Genomic DNA, 17,710 nt, shown 5'->3' with positions numbered 1-17,710 from the left:
TCATATTAAAAAAGGAGTATATACTCATGAAAGCAATCGTATGCACGAAATACGGATCACCGGATGTTCTTCAACTCAAAGAGATAGAAAAACCTACTCCCAGGGACAATGAAGTACTGATACGAGTATATGCGGCATTGGTAACACCTGCGGACTGCGCCTTTCGAAAAGGTGAGCCATTTATTTCGAGATTTTTCTCCGGTCTTCAAAAACCCAAATTTGTACCAGGGGATGAGATAGCCGGAGAAATTGAGGCAGTAGGCAAAGACGTTAAATTATTCAAAAAGGGCGACCAGGTTTTTGGATCATGCGGTGTAACTTTTGGCGCTCATGCCGAGTACAAATGTCTGCCCGAAGGAGAGGTACTGGCATTAAAACCAGCCAATTTGAGCTATGGGGAAGCCGCAGCTGTTTGTTATGCAGGATTAACAGCATTGCCTTTCCTTAGAGACAAGGCAAACATTCAGAAAGGACAAAAAATCCTTATCAATGGCGCTTCCGGGGCGATAGGTACTTTTGCGGTACAGCTTGCTAAGTACTATGGGGCGGAAGTAACCGGGGTATGCAGTACTCAAAATGTGGAACTGGTCAAATCTCTTGGTGCCGAGAAGGTAATCGACTACACCAGAGAGGATTTTACTAAAACCGGTCAAACTTATGATATCATTTTTGACGTTGTAGCAAAGAGCTCATTTTCACGTTGTAAAAATTCGCTAAATCAAAATGGAATCTATCTTACCACTTTTCCTTCACCGGGAGTTATGCTTCAGATGTTATGGACATCGAAGTTTAGTTGGAAAAAGGCAATATTTGAAGCCACAGGTTTGAGACCATCAAGCAAAAAAGCTATAGACCTTATCTTCCTCAAAGAGCTTGCTGAGTCAGGAAAGATAAAATCAGTAATAGATAAGCACTATCCTCTAGAATACATTGCCGAGGCGCACAGCTATGTCGAAAAGGGACATAAAAAGGGAAATGTAATAATAACTTTAGACCAATGACATTAAAGCATAACAAAATGCTACTGATAAATAATGGCTTTATCTAGTAAAGTCTTAGAGGGCTATTTTTGGTCTTTTGTTTATAATGAATCGACTTCAGGATTTTGTTTCAGGTAATTTAGCGCCTTTAATTAATAGTACATTGTCATATTAACTTCGTTTTTCTGCTTATCCCACATTCCGCAGTATTTTTTAAAAAATCAATATTTTTTCTGATAGCGTTTTTGAAACAAATCAAATTAATTTGGACTTTTAATGTAACTTGGTGAAAATTGACTGATATCGTTTTTTGGTCTCTTTGATACACCATATAGCTGCTTTACTTCCTGCATAAAAGTCCGATAAATCTACGTTTTATTGAAAATCGATAACAGGAAAAAATGTGAATATGCGAAAATTTACTGCGGAAAGTGGGGCTTATGTTTCCGTTTTATCCATCCCATCCGAATCTTAAAACTATTTTTATTCAGTTTCTTATTCTTCAACTTCTATTTCTCTTACTCTGGAACCCTGTTTTTTGAAGATTTTCAACTATCTCCACTAAAATTACGGACTTTCCAGTTTCTAATCTCATTATCCTTATTTAATTTCTAGCGAGTTGTATCGCATTCATTACTTTCAGAGGAAGATCGCGTAGTTTAGATGTTGAAAGAAAAATACTTTCAAAACCATTTTTCAGGGAAAAGATGCCCGCACTCAATCCGGCGATACCCCCACCCTATAATAATTATTTTTTCATTCTCCCTTCTCCTTTTGTTTTATTTGTTGTATACGCAGGAGATCCTCACCCATTTCCAGAAGCAGCGCCTCAGCAGCCTGGTCATCAAGCCAGGAAGGCAGATTACCGGTTGCGGTCATGACTGAGATCCCCGTTTGAAATATCCGCATTTTTAAAAGCAGGCGCTTGCGTTCATCATATGTCAAACCACGCAGGTTTTCGTCTTCAGCCAGTGCTTCAACCATAGTATCCTGAAAGGTTTCGTACGAAGCCACGTATGGATTTTTCTGCATTACCATTTCACGAAACAAGACTGGGTACTCTCGCGCAAACACCAAACTGGCTTTCCCTATATTTTCGAAAAGGTCCGATCCTTCTTGTTTTTTCAGCAATTCATCCGAAAGGGCAAAAACACGCTCGATCACAGCTTTAATCAAATCCTCAATTGTTTCAAAATTGATATAGATCGGCGCAACAGAGCTATGAAGACGTTTTGCTACGCTGCGAGCGGTGATGCCGGCAAAGCCTTCTTCTTTTGCGATGGCAAAACCGGCCTCTACAATAGCTTCTCTGTCAAATTTTGTTTTGGGTGGCATACAGATCTTTCTCAGAATATCCTTTGTTATATAACATATGTTATTTTTATATCATAAAAAGATATTTATCATCAAAAATATAGGATGTTAACAAAAAACTGATCCATGAAGTTGTCTGATACTTTCTGTGATGTTTGCACTGTCGCTCATTTAGACTGTCACACACTTGGACTGTCACACATTTCCACTGTCACACATTTCCACTGTCACACATTTCCACTGTCACGCATTTCCACTGTCGACTCTGGTTGGTGTGTACCTGGGATAAACTCACGCTCCTTTTTGATAACCCCAGATCTTCAAAGATAGGTCAACCATCAGATCAGTCAGGTTTTCCTCGTTTATGAGAGGTGTGCTGTAGAGGTAGATCATACTGAAGAGGAGAATGCTTTTTACCGTGATCCCCCAGTACACAAAAACTTCCAGAGGATCTTTATCATTTATATCAACGCCACTGAAACTGCAAAAAAATTCGGATGCGGCTTTGTAGTCTTTGACATCCATCTTTTTGATTTCGTCCACTATTTCACTATCGCTCAGTGTGGCCATGGTCAACGCTTTTATCAAAGGACTGTTATCTTTGTAGAATTGCTGCATATTTTTTATAACATCCCTCATGTAACCCGGGAAATCATTAAAATCAATAGTTTCTGGCTGTTTTATCCTTAATAACTTATCCATGTATCTATAACTGATCTCCTTAAGGATGTCATACTTGCCTTCCGGGAAATACTTATAGATCAGTCCTATACTCACACCGGCAGCCTCAGTTATGTCCCGGATAGTCACGTTTTCATAACCTTTTGTTTCAATCAGCATGCACATGGCATCCTGGATGGAGATGATTTTTGCTTTTTTATCCCGTTTTGTGCTATTTCGATCTTCTTGAACAGTTTTTTTGTCCTGCATCGGATATCTCCTAAGTGAACAATATTCAAAACTTCTATAAATAAATTGTATGCATTAATTCATAAGTGAACAACGTTCATAAATTGGTATTAATAAGTTGTATGCAGTAATGCCATAAGTGAACAATGTTCAAAAATCTTTATTAATAAGTTGTATGCATAAAAGATTAATAGAATTTTATACAAAGTCCAGAAATAATTCAATGTCTCTAATTGAAACGCAGTTAAACGATTTTTATAAAAATATATTTTAATAATTGTTATCACAGAACCGGGGTAAAAGACAATGAAAGCTGCACTTTTCTTACTTACTTTTTACCTTATATCCGTTTTTCCGGCCTCTGCATCCGAGAATTCTCACACTGAAGAAACGAGTACAGCCCACATAGCCGACCTTTATAGCGATCTTGAGTCCTTTGATGTAACCCTCTACTCGGACAAGCCAGAAGACAACTTGAATCTTGAGGTGCTTCTTGTCAGACCCATGGGAACAAATGAGAAAACACTTGACAGACAGGTATTTTCAATAGATAGCATTCCTGTAAATAAACAGGTAATAAAGGTTGGTTTCTGGAATTCAGGAAGTTCCGAACGCGGAGCTTATAAGATAAAGGCCAGGCTTCTTGAAGGAAACGAGGTTCTTTCAGAGTCTGAATATAATTTTGCTTACGGCACCAATTCTGCGTCAAGGCTTCAGGTCAATGACCTGGTTGCTAACTCCCAGGGAATCAGTGTTGCACTCTCTCCAAAAGAAGCCTCACTTTTTGATATCGAATATATGCTTGTAAATGGTTCGGATGTCATTTATGCAACAAAAGCTGAAAAATTATCACTTACCAGCGTTCCGGATATTTTTTCCGCTCCCTGGGGTACACTTCTTGAAAACAATAAAGAGTATTCTGGAAGAGTAAAGATTCAGGTTTATTCTCCTGATAAAGAGGTTATAAGCTCAGCCGAGCGATTTACTGCCAGAGATGATGCAGAGATTACCGATATCTACAAAGATGAAACCGGAGCAAGTGCAACTGTTTATGGGCGTTCTCAGGTGCCTTTTGAAGGAAAACTGGTTTTTTCTGTATACAAACTGAAAGCAAATTCTGAAAAAGGGAACTCCAGTCTTGTTGAATCTGTCCAGCAAAGGGTTCCAGTGTTGCTGAATAACGACGACGAAACAGTTGAAGTGGCCTGGAGCCACAGGCTTCCTGAAGGGATATACAGGCTTGAGATCGAGCTTCTGGGAAACGACGGTGACGTTACTGAACACAGGGAAACAGTCATCGAATCCGATCTATCTCAGAATTCCAGTGTTAGTCTGGTAAATAATACTACTTCAGAAAACGAGACTTCAGATGATAATGGACTCCCAGGTTTTTCTGCAGCAGCATTAGTTTCAGGGCTTGCAACGGTTTTTATCTTTTTCAGGAATAAAATTTGAAACCAGATTAAAGGCTGTGAGTCCCATGCGTTATGAACTCTTTATCGCGCTCAGGCAGATTCGGGCAAGAAAATTCCAGACAATTCTTTCAGTTGTAGCTATAGCTCTTGCCGTGATGGTACTAACCGTTTCCCAGGCTCTTATGGTTGGTTTCACTGGCGAACTCTATAGTACTACGGTAAATAAGCTTCCTCATGTCTCGGTATCTCCGCAAGAAGGTGAAGACTATATTTACCTCTATAGAAACCTTATTGACGATATCGACAAAATCCAGGGTGTTTCGGCAGTTTCTCCTTTTCTTACGGGAAAAGCTTCCTTCAGGTTCAAGACAAATTCCTTTAATGCCGAGCTGAAAGGCGTTCTCCCTCTACAGGAAAACAATATCAGCGCTATTGAAGCTGATATGGTTAAAGGGGATTTCAGGGAGCTTGAATATTCCAGAAATACAGTGGTAATCGGCTCGAAACTGGCAGATAAGCTTGAGGTTAATCTCGGAGACTCGGTTGATGTATCTTTTCCCAATGCAAACCCTCTGTCTCTGAGAGTAGTCGGGATCTTCAATACTGGCTCGCCTCTGGACGAGTCACTCACTTATACATCTCTGGATACCGCCCAGAAGTTCTACGATGTTCCGGATGTGATTAACGGTCTTTCTGTCAGACTTGAAGATTTTAACAGGGACAGGGAAATTGCTGCTAAGATAGAAAAGACCGGTTATAAGGCAAAAGGCTGGACCGAAACCAATCCTGAAATCCTCAGGACGATTGCCATTGAGAGCACTTCCAACAATGTAGTCCTTGGTCTGATTGTAGTTATCGCTTCTTTTGGGGTGGTTAGCGCTCTGAATCTTTCAGTTATCGGTGCTACAAACCAGATTGGCATGCTTAGGGCTATGGGAGCTACAGTTTCCAGTATCAGGACAATTTTTGTACTTCAAAGCGGCATTCTGGGTCTGCTAGGTGCACTTATCGGGACACTTACAGGAGTTGCAATTTCTCTGGGATTAGGCCAGTACGAAATGCCATCTGCTTCTTCAGAACTTTACGGTGGCATGGCAACTATTCCCATCATAGTCCGAACCGGAGATATTCTGGTCATTATTATTGCAGTTTTTCTGCTGAACCTTATTGCCGGGATTTACCCTGCCCAGCAGGCAGCTAAACTCGATCCAGTGAAGGCTATCAGTTCAAAGTAAATACAGATTTCAGATTATTCCCTGTCTTGTTCAGATTAAATTATGTTATAAATTATTTTAACAGATTGGATATTCTGGAAATTATGAGATTCCCTGCTGACCAAGAACCCTAAGATGTATCATCTCCAGGAGCTAATTCATATGTATGAATTGAAAATCGCATTAAGGCAAGTTTTTTCCAGAAGAAGGCAAACTTTTTTTGCCATACTTGCAGTTGCCCTTGCCGTAGCCGTAATTACTGTGATGATGGCAATGCTTTCAGGCTTTCAAGGAGAGCTTATAAAGTCCAGCACTGAGAACAGTCCCCATATTGTTATCAATCCTCAGGATGAAAAAGACGGGTTCATTCATCTTTACAAATACAATTCGGCCCTGATTTTTGAAAAAGAAGGAGTTATAGCGGTTTCTCCAAAATATCTGGGTCAGGCAGCTCTGGAATATAAGGATAATGCAGAAGGTATTTCACTTCAGGGGGTTGAACCTGAGGCTGAAGATAAGGTTATGCGAGTAAGCAGGGACATAGTAGAAGGGAGCTTTCTATCGCTGACTCATACAAGGCACGGAATAATACTTGGTGATAAGCTTGCGGAAAATCTTGGAGTTCAGCCTGGGGACCGGGTAGATGCAGTGTTTCCGGGCTCAAAAACAACTTCTTTCAAGGTTATAGGTCTGATACATACAGGAACTGAGGCAGATGAAGTAACGGCCTATTCAAGGCTGGACTCGGTGCAGGATTTTTTCAATGAACCCGGTGTTGTAAGTACAATAGGGATCAGGGTCGCAGACCCATACCAGGCCGACATCATAGCGGGCTCAATTGAAAGGGAAACCGAGCTTAACGCAGTAAGCTGGATAGAAGCAAATGCAGAAATCCTTAATCTTCTAAACACTCAGAAGGTTTTCGTAAACGTTTTTTACGTCCTTATTTACGGGATTGCAGGGTTCGGGATTGCAAACACACTTATCACCATTGTTGCCCAGCGAACCAGAGAAATAGGCATCTTAAAAGCTATGGGAGCCTCTCAAAAAAGTATAATGATTGTCTTTCTTTTCCAGTCTGTAATTCTTGGAGCTATTGGGCTGGTTTTGGGTACTATTCTGGGTTATATTGCAACCATTACTCTACAGAGTTATAAAATCGCAGTCCCTCAGGAGATGTATTTCGGGCTCCAGACACTTCCTCTTGAAGTCGAACCTCTCAACTTCGTATATGCTGCTTTCTTCGCTTTCATAATCAACATAATCTCAGGTATTTACCCTGCAAGGAAAGCTGCAAAGCTTGACCCTGTAACAGCCATAGAAAGTGCTTGATACAATCACTTTTTCCGGGTGTAAAAAGCTGTGTGCTGCCTGGTTTTAGCGTATAATTCATTTATGAATTTAAGATTGTTCACCTAGCAGTCCCCTAGCAGTCGCCTAATCTTGACATAGTAGTCACATAGTAGTTACCCAATAAAATTTGAGAAATTGCGCATTTAAACTAAAATCGAGTAATAGAGTCGTAAAAGTAGCTAATGGTTAGCCATCAAAAAAATTTCAGTGTAAAATTTATTCCTTCCAACAATCTCTTCAATTTTTGGAGGCATTTTCCTCGAGATTATTAATCTTGTATGGAAAATGGTCGTTGCTTTTACGACGCTCTCATTTATTTTTAAACTAACTATTTATCTGAATTTCGTCTCCGAAAGTTGTACTTTCTTATCTATAAGGTCAGTTTAAAATAATATAAAAATATTACTATAGTAACTCACTTAGACGAAGATTCCTTACATTCCTAAACGAAGATTCCTTACACTCCTGAATCCCAAAAAAAGAGTGTGCCATAGAATGCACCTGCTTCGAAGTTGTAGAGTCCTCTTTTAAAATACTCGTAAGGTTAGACTTGTTCGCTTTTATTCAATATTCGCTGATCAGAGTATTGTTTTTACAGACTACTGAATATACATATTAAATAATACAGATAATTATTTATAAACAATCAGTTCTGTATTTATATTAGTTATGTTGAAACTAAAAGAAATAAAGAATAATGCAAAAAAGTACATAGAACTATGTAAACTTATATATGTAGATCCTCGAACTCCCAAAACTGCAAAAATACTATTATGGATTGCCATAGGCTATGCTTTATCACCAATAGATTTAATACCGGATTTCATACCTGTAATTGGTTATCTTGATGATATGATAGTCGTCCCTGTGCTTTTGTACATTGCAATTAGATCAGTACCTAAAGATGTGTATATCGAAAATTATGTTCAGATTTTAAGAAAGTAAATCGTTATCCAGAAAACACGGTGTTTTTTAGATTTTCATTTCTTAAAATTCTGTTCAGGCTCTATTAAGGTTCAATTCAGGCACAAGATTGTAAAATTTCTTAATATTTTAACTCGAGACAGCTTGAGCTGTAGCTAACAAATAAAAAGCCTTTTTCGGATCTGTTTTGCTGAACATTTATTCCTAAAAGTATATGCCCATCTGAAGAGAAACAATACTTAACTTTACCAGATGTATTTTTGAAGTCGATTCGAATTTAGTAGAACAGGATTCCTATTAAATGGGATTCAAACCACGTTTTGATATTAGGGGTATGAGGAAATGTTACTCATGGATATAATAACCTGGGAGCCTAAAGACTCCCTGAAAGTTGCGGAATTCTATGCGAATTATGAATACCCGAAGGGCATAAAAGTAATCGACGAGTGGACTGACCTTACTGGCTATCGCACGTTTATAATTTATGAAACTGAAGACGAAAAAACATACGCTGCTTCCGTGTTTCCTTTCATAGGGCTGTGCAAATTCGAAACGTTTCCAGTTATGAAACTGGATAAGTTTATGCAGCTTGCCCAAAAACTTGCCGAGAAAACCGGAGGAAATGGTCCAGGCGCTGAGCAGGAAGAGGGTGGAAAAGTTTCAAAAGAACTTTTTCAGCAAATAGATAACCTTGAAAAGAGAATTGAACGCCTTGAACACCATTCTTTTGTTCAACAGGAAGATATAACATGAAAACTTAGATCGGTCATGAAGATCTAGATCCAACTCCAAAATTTAATTCAACCTAAAAACCTAATTCAACCTAAAAATTTAGTTCAACCTAAAAAACTTAGTTCAACCTAAAGACCCGGCTACAACGTAAAGCCCTGGTCCCAATGAAAAAACCGTGATCTGAAAGCAGATTTTAGTCCTGTTGAGAATTTTTACCTCAAATTTATTTTTCAAGCGCGCTTTCAAATTTTTCCTCGTCCATGCGGTAGATCTGCCACCCAGCGGCAGGGCTTCCTCCAAGATATTCATAGAATTCCCTTGCAGGGTTCCAGTCAAGGACTGCCCATTCCATTCTTCCGCAGTTTCTTTCTTTTGCAAGCTTTACACAGTGGAGAAACATTGCTTTTCCAATCCCTTTTCTCCTGAACTCGGGTCTTACAAATATATCCTCTATATAGAGCCCTGGCTTTCCTCGAAAAGTAGAGAAGTTGTGAAAAAAGACAGTAAACCCGGCTGGAACCCCGTCCAGTTCTGCAAAGAAAACTTCAGCATAGGGTCTTTTTCCAAACATAGCCTCTGCCAGGGATTCTTCTGTCGCTGTGACCAGGTGGGAAAGGTTTTCAAACCTGGCAATGCCTTTGACGAACTTAAGAATCAGGGGAACATCCTCGATTTCTGCGGCGCGGATTTTCAACCCGGGTTTTACTCCATCCTCTGCGGGATTTATATCCTCTTTTGTAAGTTTTTTACACTCAGACATTTTTTGATTCCTTTATTGAATCGATAGATATAGATAATTTCATAGGTTTAATGAAACAGAATTTATGAAACTGAACTTATGAAACTGAACTTATGAAACTGAACTTATGAAACTGAATTTATGAAACAGAATATAGACTAAGTTTATTTGAATCCACTCCTAATGTATGTAATTTTTGCTAGCCTGATATATCCAACAAAAATAAGTATGAAGCAATAAGTATGAAGCCAAAAAGTCTTGTTTAAAATGCTTGATAAAAAAGATTTCAAACCGGTCACGCTTGCAGATCGGGCTTTTTTCGAGAACCATTACGCACTCTACCCGCAAACCCACAGCGACAACACTTTCACGAGCATAATCTGCTGGAACCATTTCATGCATTACAGGTATGCATATGTGAGAGGGAACGTAATTCTTGTATGCACTGCCGCAGGAGTGACACGCTTACACCCGCCTATAGGTCCCCATGATCCTGAACTCATGCAGGAAGTAATACGGCTGGCGCTGGACATGGGTGACAATAATAAGCCCCTTATGCTCATTGAACCTGAGACTGCAAAATTGATGAAGAAAATCGATCCTGATCTTCTTTTTGTTCCAGATCTGAACCATTTTGAGTATGTGTACAGGGCTCACGACCTTGCTGAGCTTCCTGGAAAGAAATATCTCAAGATCCGCAACCAGATTAACAAATTTCGAAAGAATTACCATTACTCGGTCGAGCCGATAACCCCAGAAAACCAAAAAGAGATAATGGAGTTCCTGGTGAGGTGGTGTGAGAGCAAAAACTGCGAAGATAATTTCATTCTTGCCCACGAGATAGAGGCTATCTTTTATGCGATCGAGCACTTGACCGAGTTACGCTTGCGAGGCCTTTTGATAAGGGTCGGTTTACAGGTAAGTGCCATCTCTCTTTTTGAGCGCCTCGATAGTAATACGGCGATAATCCATTTTGAGAAAGGGCTTCCGGAGTATGATGGAATATACAAGGTAATCAATGCCGAAACTGCAGCGGTTCTTGCAAATGAGGTGGAATACATCAATAGGGAAAGCGATCTTGGCGTCAGTGGACTTCGAGAGGCTAAGCTGAGATATCATCCGCACCACATGGTAGAGGTTTATTCGCTCAAACGACGAACAGGTTTTCCATTTGTCACTTGAATATGCACTCTAATACATGCCTGCACTCTAATACATGCCGACATGTGAACTACCCTTAAGATAAACAGGTTGTCCGACAATTCAATAACGGAATCCATTTACTTTTTGAACTTAAAAAGGATCAGTCTATTAAAGCTTAATCTACGTGATTTTTATGTGATTATAATTCAAGATTCTTTAAAAGATACATTCCTACGTTTGTGCCGATTTACCTTTTATTATCTAAATTTTTAAAAAATAAATATATTAAGATAATAATAAAAATCGTTGTGTATATTTCAGGGATTCCTAATTCAGTGAAACTCTTGAATAGTAATGTAGGAGACATGGTATTTTCCAAATTTTTTATAAATTAAATATAAAACACATATAAAAATAATAACAAATATAACATCGATTACAGGGGTTCAAAATTAAGTTATGACGCTGGAACTTATTGTTTACATGCTTTTAAAATTGTTTTAAATAATTATAAAATTTTGCACAGGCTCCGTATAGGAAAATTAAAACTAATTGTTCAGTTGTTCTTGCAAAAACTCCAGGTCCTTGCGAGCCAATACAATTAATTTTTTCCTTGCTTTTTTTTGTTTGAGGGTATTCTTCAAAAAGAAATCTTATACCAGGCTTTGCTAAATATTTGTGACCAATAATTGTATTTTTCAAGTTTGTGTTTTCTGTTTCAAGCAAATCAAGGAGATATATAGAGTTAAAGTTGCGCTGGCTCACCCCCCAGCAAGCTAGCGGGGTATTCAACTGGAATAAGTTGTTTTTAAAAATAGTAGGGTTGTGAATAAATATATAAAATTAATTGAAGGTGTCTTTAAACACCTCCTCATTTTTAGCCTCTGCAAGTGTTTTCAAAGCTTCAAGCTGTTCCTGTTCAGAATCTATATAATGAACGTCATATCCGAGCCTGCCAAGCTGCCGGATATACTCTGTTGGAAATGCGGGCTCTATCGTTACAGCATGGGTAATTACATATCGATCGCCGACAACGGTTCGTAGCAGGCTTCGCCCATATCTATCGTCCAATTCTTCAGTCTTAGGTTTTAGAGCAGTAATATCATCTATCATCCTTCCTATGGCCTGAAAGTCAAATGCGGGACCCCAACATGTGAGTGTAAAACACTGTGCTATGCGATCGGCTCCGATTTTCCTTACCAGACCAACTGATGTATATTTGCGAATATTATTACCTTCCTGCATGTTAGGCGTAAAGAACATTTCATTCTGGTTTGGCCAAAAGAAATCCGAGATATTCTTTGAGAACAGCTCATGAATCACTTCGTCAAACAGCCAACGCGGCATGATAGACCATGCAACTCGCTTCATGTTATCGGTAACTATCACTGGTTTGCCTTTGATTAGCTCTAGCTCGGGATATTCTCCCAATATTTGTTGCTCAATATCATCGAACATATTATCCATAACTTTCAAGGGTTCGTCTTTGATTAGCTCTATCTCGGACATCCTTTCAAGAATCTCTGCTCAATATTTTAGAATATATTTAGCTAAGTTAGCTAATTTTATAATCAAAATAAATATCTTTAATCTTATATACAAATAACACAATAATTAAAAACCGGCTTACAATATCGATATTGTGGTTCAAAAACATGACAGAGATGTTTTATTAAATTTGCTGAAAATGCTTTAAATGCAAAATAATGGACTAAAATTGGTTATTTAATCAAAAAATTATATTTAATGGCTTAAAATTTCACCATGGAATTCCACTGAATATAAAATTAAATAATAAGAGCTTAATTAATATCACATATATATATTAAAATAACATTTAATAAGTTTTATTTTTTTCAATTTTCATAAATATATAACTATTAATTATGTTTTGGAGCTATAAATAGAGCTTTTTGCGTTATTGCACAATCAAAAATCTTCTTTAAGAATATTCATATTCTAAAAATCCATGAAATATGTTATAAATTGCTTTAAGAAACTTTTTCTACAAAATAAATTTTATAGTTCAATATTGCTGAAAAATAAGGCATTTTGTGCAATATGACAAAATAAAAGGAGGCTCTTCGTTGTTTTGTGTGGATATCCTCATAATGTCTTCATAAAAACCAATGCGGTCTTGAATTGAAAATCGTCTTATCCACAGGGAATGACGAAGAGTCATTTTTTCTTTTTTCCTTCTCTTTTTCGGTTTTAATTTTTTCCTTCTCTTTTTCGGTTTTAATTTTTTTTCTTTTTTCTATTCCTTTCCATTTATTATCGCGGTAACCATTAATTCCCTGAACCTTCCCGCCAGAGCTGTATCAGTTCTTTAAGCCTTTCGTCCGTGAGTTCTGCTCCGGTTTCAGGGATTTGTATGCCACTGCGATAGATATGGATAGCTTCCTGCAGCTCTTCGGTGCTTATATTTTCCCCTTCCCGGGAATCCGAGCTATCCCAGGGATTCCATGCGAGGACTGTCCAGTTCCAGCTCCGTGCAATTTTTTCGTCTCCTGTTCTGGCAATTGCTGTGACATTATAAAAGCCTGGAGAGCGAATGGTCTCCGTGTATGAGCTATCCTTAACGCTGGATTCGGAACCTTTACTTTCTCCGTTAAGGTACCAGCTTATATCGCAGGCATAATTTGTACTGATACTGAATTCCTGTTTCTCTCCTTTGTAGGTTGTTACATTCTCTACGGGGCTGGCTGAGTTGATTGAAAGGGGGACCACTTTTATATAAGCGATTTTAGTTTCGGTGTCAGATCCGTTACTGTTACCGATAGTCAGAGAAACATCATAATTCCCATAAGACCCGTAGGTATATATCGGGTTCCGGGCTGTTGAGTCGATTTTCCCATCTCCGTTTAGATCCCACTTCCAGTAAAGGGCATTACTGGAAAGGTCTGTGAACTGGACTGTAAGAGGATACATTCCTGTTGTGACGTTTGAAGAAAAGTCAGCTTCAAGGGGCGCACTGGTTGTGAAAGCTTTAATGCAGAGGTTTGCTTCCGAATTGCTTGATATGTCTTCCCAAGTGACTCCATTAGGGCTCACATAACTTTCTCCGGCATTGGCCTGGGCTTTGCTGCTGTAACGGGCTACAGGTTGTTCGGCTGCAAGAGGCCCTGAAGCTGAAGGATTAGCGAATCTTATAACTATTGAAAATCTCTCTCCGGCATGTACTGGAACTGCCGAATTCAGCACATGTGTATGGTATCCTGGGAAAGAGTATCTGCCGCTTTCCTGTACAAGGTACCCCTGTCCAGAATTCACAGGCCCGGAAACAGGATTTTTATATATGTATATCTCGTAAGCTGTATTAAGGTCCGTAGTATAGAATCCTATGGCCTTGAGGGTTTCGTCCCTTTCAGAGGAGAAAACATTGCCGCCCCAGGCAACAAGGCTTCCTTCATATTCTTTTGATACTGTCCATCCAAGAGGATCATACTGGTAGACGTGGTCATAATTGTTCTGACTTTCAGATGTGAACACGGCGTTTTCATTGTATCCGAGTTTTGTGTCATAGTAGGAAATATAAAAGTACCCTTCCTCTCCCCAGGTGTCGCCCCAGCTATTTTTCACTATAAAAGCCCCGTTTCCTGGAGGGATCTGCGTAAAGTAATTCCTGTCAAAAGAATCATTCCAGCCCACAATGGCTACAGCATGATTGACAGACAGGCTTCCTGGGTATCGATAAGCATAGTTTCTTTGCTGATAATATCCGGAATTCCAGTATATTGTGGTGTACACAGCTCCGTACTCCAGAATTGCATTCTTGATAACCTCGTTATCCAGGGATTCTGTCCTGTCGGGCAGGAAAAGTGCTTCTTGCACATGTTTCTGTACAGAAAGCCCTGTGGGTGAATAAGAAGATAAATCATCATAAGGATCCTCAGATTCATTTACAGGCCCGCTCCAGCGAGAAAGGTATGCTGTTGATATGAATGCATTGCCACCGTCATCAGTAGTAAGATCAAATCCCTGTGAATAGTTCTTTGAGACGAGGTTTTTCATGTTGTTTTCGGAAAAGTCATAGCTTTTTCCTTCTGTTCCCAGGAGGTAAGATTCAAGGGAAGCAATACTTGAAAAAGCCCAGCAGCTTCCATCCTTTCCCTGGTTCTTTACTGATGTTACTTTTCCCTCATTGCGCAGGTCATAAACAGCCGGAAGGTCTGAACCTGAAGCTCTCAGTAAAAGTCTTCCTTCAGAACTTGCAAGTTCTGACAGGTCTACAGGTGAGGGTTTATACCCTGTATTCGAAAGCTGTCCGTAATTGCCCACAAAAGAAAAAGCTTCAATTGAGTCAGTCTGCTGGTCTTCCAGAAACTCGGGGTTCATGGGGGCTGTTTTGATTACGGGTTCAACCACTGAATCAGCAGAAGGTGTGAAGTTTTGCAGCGTTTCAGGTTCTTCGGTATTTCCGGCGGCAAACCCCAGGCTGCCTGGCAGGCACAAAATCAAAACCATAAACACAAGCAGAAAAGATTTTATTTTTTTAAGCAGGGAATGTTTTATTCTTTTCAAGATCTTTAGCCTCGGTGAGATCGTTTCCTGGCGAGCCTGTATCAGCTTTTTTGGAGCTTGCCGGAATATATATCTTTATCATTATTTTGCAATTGACTTCTAAAACTATTTATGAGATTTGTCTATAAGTTCTTTTCCAACTGAGTATAATTTTTTAGTATATTTTATGAACTATTTTTTCTTCACAAAAGCTAAATATCGATTGCAAACTATCAAATTAATCTCATCTTATCCTTACTAAAAACATATTAATTAGTATAAATAATTACAATGTTATATTTAGTTCTCTATTTAGTTTCACTTATCTAATTTTAATTTCATTCATTTAATTTTTACAAACTACTTTATTGAGGCTGTAATTTCAGATAGAAAGAAACATTATTTTTATCCGTCCACACTTTATATGGACACTTTATAGAGACACTTTATAGAGACACTTTATAGAGACACTTTAAGGAAGGGCAGAACCCTACTTTCGGAAGCATTTGTAATCCTTGAAAAAACCAGACCCGAAGACCTTGATAAAGAGATCCTTAGAGCTGCCATAATTGCTGAACTGAGTGCTATCAACATTTATGAGCAAATGGCAAATCTGGCAAAAAGCGAAGAAATTCGTAAAGTTCTGCTTGACATTGCTTGACATTGCTTGACATTGCCAGAGAAGAAAAATCCATGTAGCGATATTTGAAACCGTACTCCTGCAAACTGATACTGAGTTTTTGAAAATTTATTCGGACTATGCTCTGGCCAGGAGCAGAAATAAGCTTGAAATCCGTTTGAAACCATATTTTCTATTGATCCTCCATGCTTGAAGAATATGAGAAGAAAAGACACTTTCAAAAGACTCCTGAACCGCTGACCAGTGATTTTAAACAAATCTCCGACAAACCGATTTTTGTGGTTCAGCGCCATGATGCGCGTAAGCTTCACTATGATTTTCGCCTGGAAATGGATGGAGTTTTGAAAAGCTGGGCTATGCCAAAGGAGCCCCCGAAGGAGGCAGGCATCAGACGGCTTGCTATCGAGACTGAAGACCATCCGCTGGCATATGCCGATTTTGAGGGAGAAATCCCGGCAGGGGAGTACGGAGCCGGCAAGGTTGAGATATGGGATAAGGGAACTTTTGAGCTTTTGAAACGTGAGGAAAAGGAAATTGTAGTGGCACTTGAAGGAGAAGAATTGAAAGGGATTTATGTTTTAATACGGACAAAGTACGGAAAAGGCGAAAAGGGCTGGCTCTTCTTTAAAAAGGCCAGCTAAAAGCAGACTTTAACTTAATATTTCTGAACACGAAGCCTGTGTCTCAAGAGTGAAACATGGGTCAGACCCTGATCTTTTTAAATCATTGTGAGTATAAGCATATGGGGATACTTACGGAAGAAAGAGTAAAGATCAATGTTTTTGAAACTGCCGGGGAAAACTGCTGCGTTGCCGCCTGTGACGGACAGAAAGTTTATGAGATTATTAAGGCTGCGCTCTGTGAAAATAAGAAAATCGAACTCTCTTTTGCATACGTGAATGAGCTTACGCCTACCTTTTTGAATTCGGCAATAGGGCAGCTTTATGGCTGTTTTCCTGCAGAGCAGATTGAGAGCAACCTCTTATTCATGGATATCTCCGAAGAAGATGAGATCATCCTTAAGAGAGTAATCGAGCGGGCGAAAACCTATTTTGAACATGCGTATACCTGCAGAAAGGCGCTGAAAGATGTACTTGGAGGAGAAGATGCATAAGAGCGTTCACCAAGCAACTGTTTTTCCGGTTAGGCGCCGCCCAAGGCTTCGCGCCGGAGGGCCAAGACCCGCAAAACCTGCTCCTGTAAAGGTACATTCCATAGAGAAATATAATTTTCCAGAAGGCAAAAAATATTTCTTTGACACCAACATCTGGTTGTATATCTATGGCCCAATCGGCTGGCCTGACCAGCGGTCGGACGCCTATTCAAAGGCTTTGAAAGAAATAATGAATTCCGACGGCACGATCTATATAAACTGCATGATAATTTCAGAATTCATAAACACCTTCGCCAGAATCGAGTTCAAGCAGCAGACCGAATTTACGAGGTTCAAGGAATTTCGAAATTCTCTGCCCTTCAGGGCAATCGCTCAGGATATAGCTTACAATGTAAGAAAAATTCTCAAAAGTACCCTTGCGTGCGACCCCGAAATGGAAGCTATAGACCTTCCTGAAATCATGGACATGTTCGAGCAGGGAAAATACGATTTCAACGACCTTCTCTTTGCCCAGATCTGCCGAGCAAAAAATATGGTTTTCGTAACCCATGACAAAGATTTCAGCGAACTCGGAGTCGAGATTCTGACCGCAAATGAGAGACTGGTGGATGTGGGGAGAGGGGGGAGAGAATAAGTCAGCTTTTAGTTTCTATGTCCAGACAGGCGATAGATTCTGCTATGCGAATTCTGGAGTCTATCCCTAACCTTATTGAGAATGAGAATTACTCAC

15 protein-coding genes and 1 pseudogene are annotated in these 17,710 nt (G+C 39.3%); 10 read left to right on the top strand and 6 right to left on the bottom strand.

The window, feature by feature from the left end; all coding sequences use genetic code 11:
• The first annotated feature begins 26 nt into the window (after positions 1-26).
• Positions 27-1,001, top strand: coding sequence for an NAD(P)-dependent alcohol dehydrogenase (locus MSVAZ_RS13320; RefSeq protein ID WP_048121714.1), 975 nt, complete (start codon positions 27-29; stop codon positions 999-1,001).
• A 735-nt stretch (positions 1,002-1,736) separates the two neighbouring features.
• Here the strand turns inward: MSVAZ_RS13320 and MSVAZ_RS13315 are convergent.
• Together MSVAZ_RS13315 and MSVAZ_RS13310 are read right to left on the bottom strand one after the other, a co-directional pair.
• Complete coding sequence (locus tag MSVAZ_RS13315) at positions 1,737-2,315, bottom strand: TetR/AcrR family transcriptional regulator (protein ID WP_048121712.1); 579 nt, start codon at positions 2,313-2,315, stop codon at positions 1,737-1,739.
• A gap of 270 nt (positions 2,316-2,585) precedes the next feature.
• Positions 2,586-3,224, bottom strand: a complete 639-nt coding sequence (locus MSVAZ_RS13310; RefSeq protein ID WP_048121710.1) for a TetR/AcrR family transcriptional regulator — start codon at positions 3,222-3,224, stop codon at positions 2,586-2,588.
• 285 nt (positions 3,225-3,509) lie between these two features.
• Between MSVAZ_RS13310 and MSVAZ_RS13305 the strand changes: the two genes are divergently transcribed.
• The 5 genes and pseudogenes from MSVAZ_RS13305 to MSVAZ_RS13285 all read left to right on the top strand — a co-directional run bounded on the left by MSVAZ_RS13305 (position 3,510) and on the right by MSVAZ_RS13285 (position 8,862).
• Entirely contained in the window at positions 3,510-4,658 is a 1,149-nt protein-coding gene (locus MSVAZ_RS13305; protein ID WP_048121708.1) for a hypothetical protein, read from the top strand.
• A gap of 25 nt (positions 4,659-4,683) precedes the next feature.
• Entirely contained in the window at positions 4,684-5,853 is a 1,170-nt protein-coding gene (locus MSVAZ_RS13300) for an ABC transporter permease (RefSeq protein ID WP_048124052.1), read from the top strand.
• 141 nt (positions 5,854-5,994) lie between these two features.
• Entirely contained in the window at positions 5,995-7,164 is a 1,170-nt protein-coding gene (locus tag MSVAZ_RS13295; RefSeq protein ID WP_048121706.1) for an ABC transporter permease, read from the top strand.
• A 759-nt stretch (positions 7,165-7,923) separates the two neighbouring features.
• Positions 7,924-8,106: pseudogene (locus MSVAZ_RS21350) on the top strand (YkvA family protein); the annotation flags it as partial.
• A 345-nt stretch (positions 8,107-8,451) separates the two neighbouring features.
• Positions 8,452-8,862 carry a DUF3303 domain-containing protein gene (locus MSVAZ_RS13285; RefSeq protein WP_048121702.1) on the top strand — a complete coding sequence of 137 codons (411 nt, stop codon included), beginning with the start codon at positions 8,452-8,454 and terminating at the stop codon, positions 8,860-8,862.
• A gap of 202 nt (positions 8,863-9,064) precedes the next feature.
• Here the strand turns inward: MSVAZ_RS13285 and MSVAZ_RS13280 are convergent, their stop codons facing one another.
• A complete protein-coding gene (locus tag MSVAZ_RS13280; RefSeq protein WP_048121700.1) occupies positions 9,065-9,601 on the bottom strand; it encodes a GNAT family N-acetyltransferase in 537 nt (178 codons plus the stop codon).
• Between the two features lie 246 nt (positions 9,602-9,847).
• On the opposite strand from MSVAZ_RS13280, the gene MSVAZ_RS13275 reads away from it, so the two are divergent.
• Positions 9,848-10,762 carry a DUF2156 domain-containing protein gene (locus MSVAZ_RS13275; RefSeq protein ID WP_048121698.1) on the top strand — a complete coding sequence of 305 codons (915 nt, stop codon included), beginning with the start codon at positions 9,848-9,850 and terminating at the stop codon, positions 10,760-10,762.
• A 450-nt stretch (positions 10,763-11,212) separates the two neighbouring features.
• Here the strand turns inward: MSVAZ_RS13275 and MSVAZ_RS13270 are convergent, their stop codons facing one another.
• The 3 genes from MSVAZ_RS13270 to MSVAZ_RS13260 all read right to left on the bottom strand — a co-directional run bounded on the left by MSVAZ_RS13270 (position 11,213) and on the right by MSVAZ_RS13260 (position 15,247).
• A complete protein-coding gene (locus tag MSVAZ_RS13270) occupies positions 11,213-11,449 on the bottom strand; it encodes a hypothetical protein (protein ID WP_157206093.1) in 237 nt (78 codons plus the stop codon).
• A 117-nt stretch (positions 11,450-11,566) separates the two neighbouring features.
• Entirely contained in the window at positions 11,567-12,112 is a 546-nt protein-coding gene (locus tag MSVAZ_RS13265; RefSeq protein WP_157206092.1) for a hypothetical protein, read from the bottom strand.
• A gap of 900 nt (positions 12,113-13,012) precedes the next feature.
• Complete coding sequence (locus MSVAZ_RS13260) at positions 13,013-15,247, bottom strand: lectin like domain-containing protein (RefSeq protein ID WP_232316098.1); 2,235 nt, start codon at positions 15,245-15,247, stop codon at positions 13,013-13,015.
• 804 nt (positions 15,248-16,051) lie between these two features.
• Between MSVAZ_RS13260 and MSVAZ_RS13255 the strand changes: the two genes are divergently transcribed.
• The 3 genes from MSVAZ_RS13255 to MSVAZ_RS13245 all read left to right on the top strand — a co-directional run bounded on the left by MSVAZ_RS13255 (position 16,052) and on the right by MSVAZ_RS13245 (position 17,614).
• Positions 16,052-16,507: a DNA polymerase ligase N-terminal domain-containing protein gene (locus MSVAZ_RS13255; protein ID WP_048121691.1), complete on the top strand. Its 456-nt coding sequence runs from the start codon at positions 16,052-16,054 to the stop codon at positions 16,505-16,507.
• Between the two features lie 101 nt (positions 16,508-16,608).
• On the top strand, positions 16,609-16,980 hold the full coding sequence (locus MSVAZ_RS13250; RefSeq protein WP_048124048.1) for an STAS-like domain-containing protein: 372 nt from the start codon (positions 16,609-16,611) through the stop codon (positions 16,978-16,980).
• Entirely contained in the window at positions 16,973-17,614 is a 642-nt protein-coding gene (locus tag MSVAZ_RS13245) for a type II toxin-antitoxin system VapC family toxin (RefSeq protein ID WP_048121688.1), read from the top strand. The genes MSVAZ_RS13250 and MSVAZ_RS13245 overlap by 8 nt, the downstream gene beginning before the upstream one ends.
• Positions 17,615-17,710 lie beyond the last annotated feature (96 nt).

Source organism: Methanosarcina vacuolata Z-761, from assembly GCF_000969905.1.
GTDB classification, from domain to species: Archaea; Halobacteriota; Methanosarcinia; order Methanosarcinales; family Methanosarcinaceae; genus Methanosarcina; species Methanosarcina vacuolata.
The sequence above is the reverse complement of the archived record's forward strand: the minus strand, read 5'-3'. Positions and strand labels throughout refer to the sequence as shown.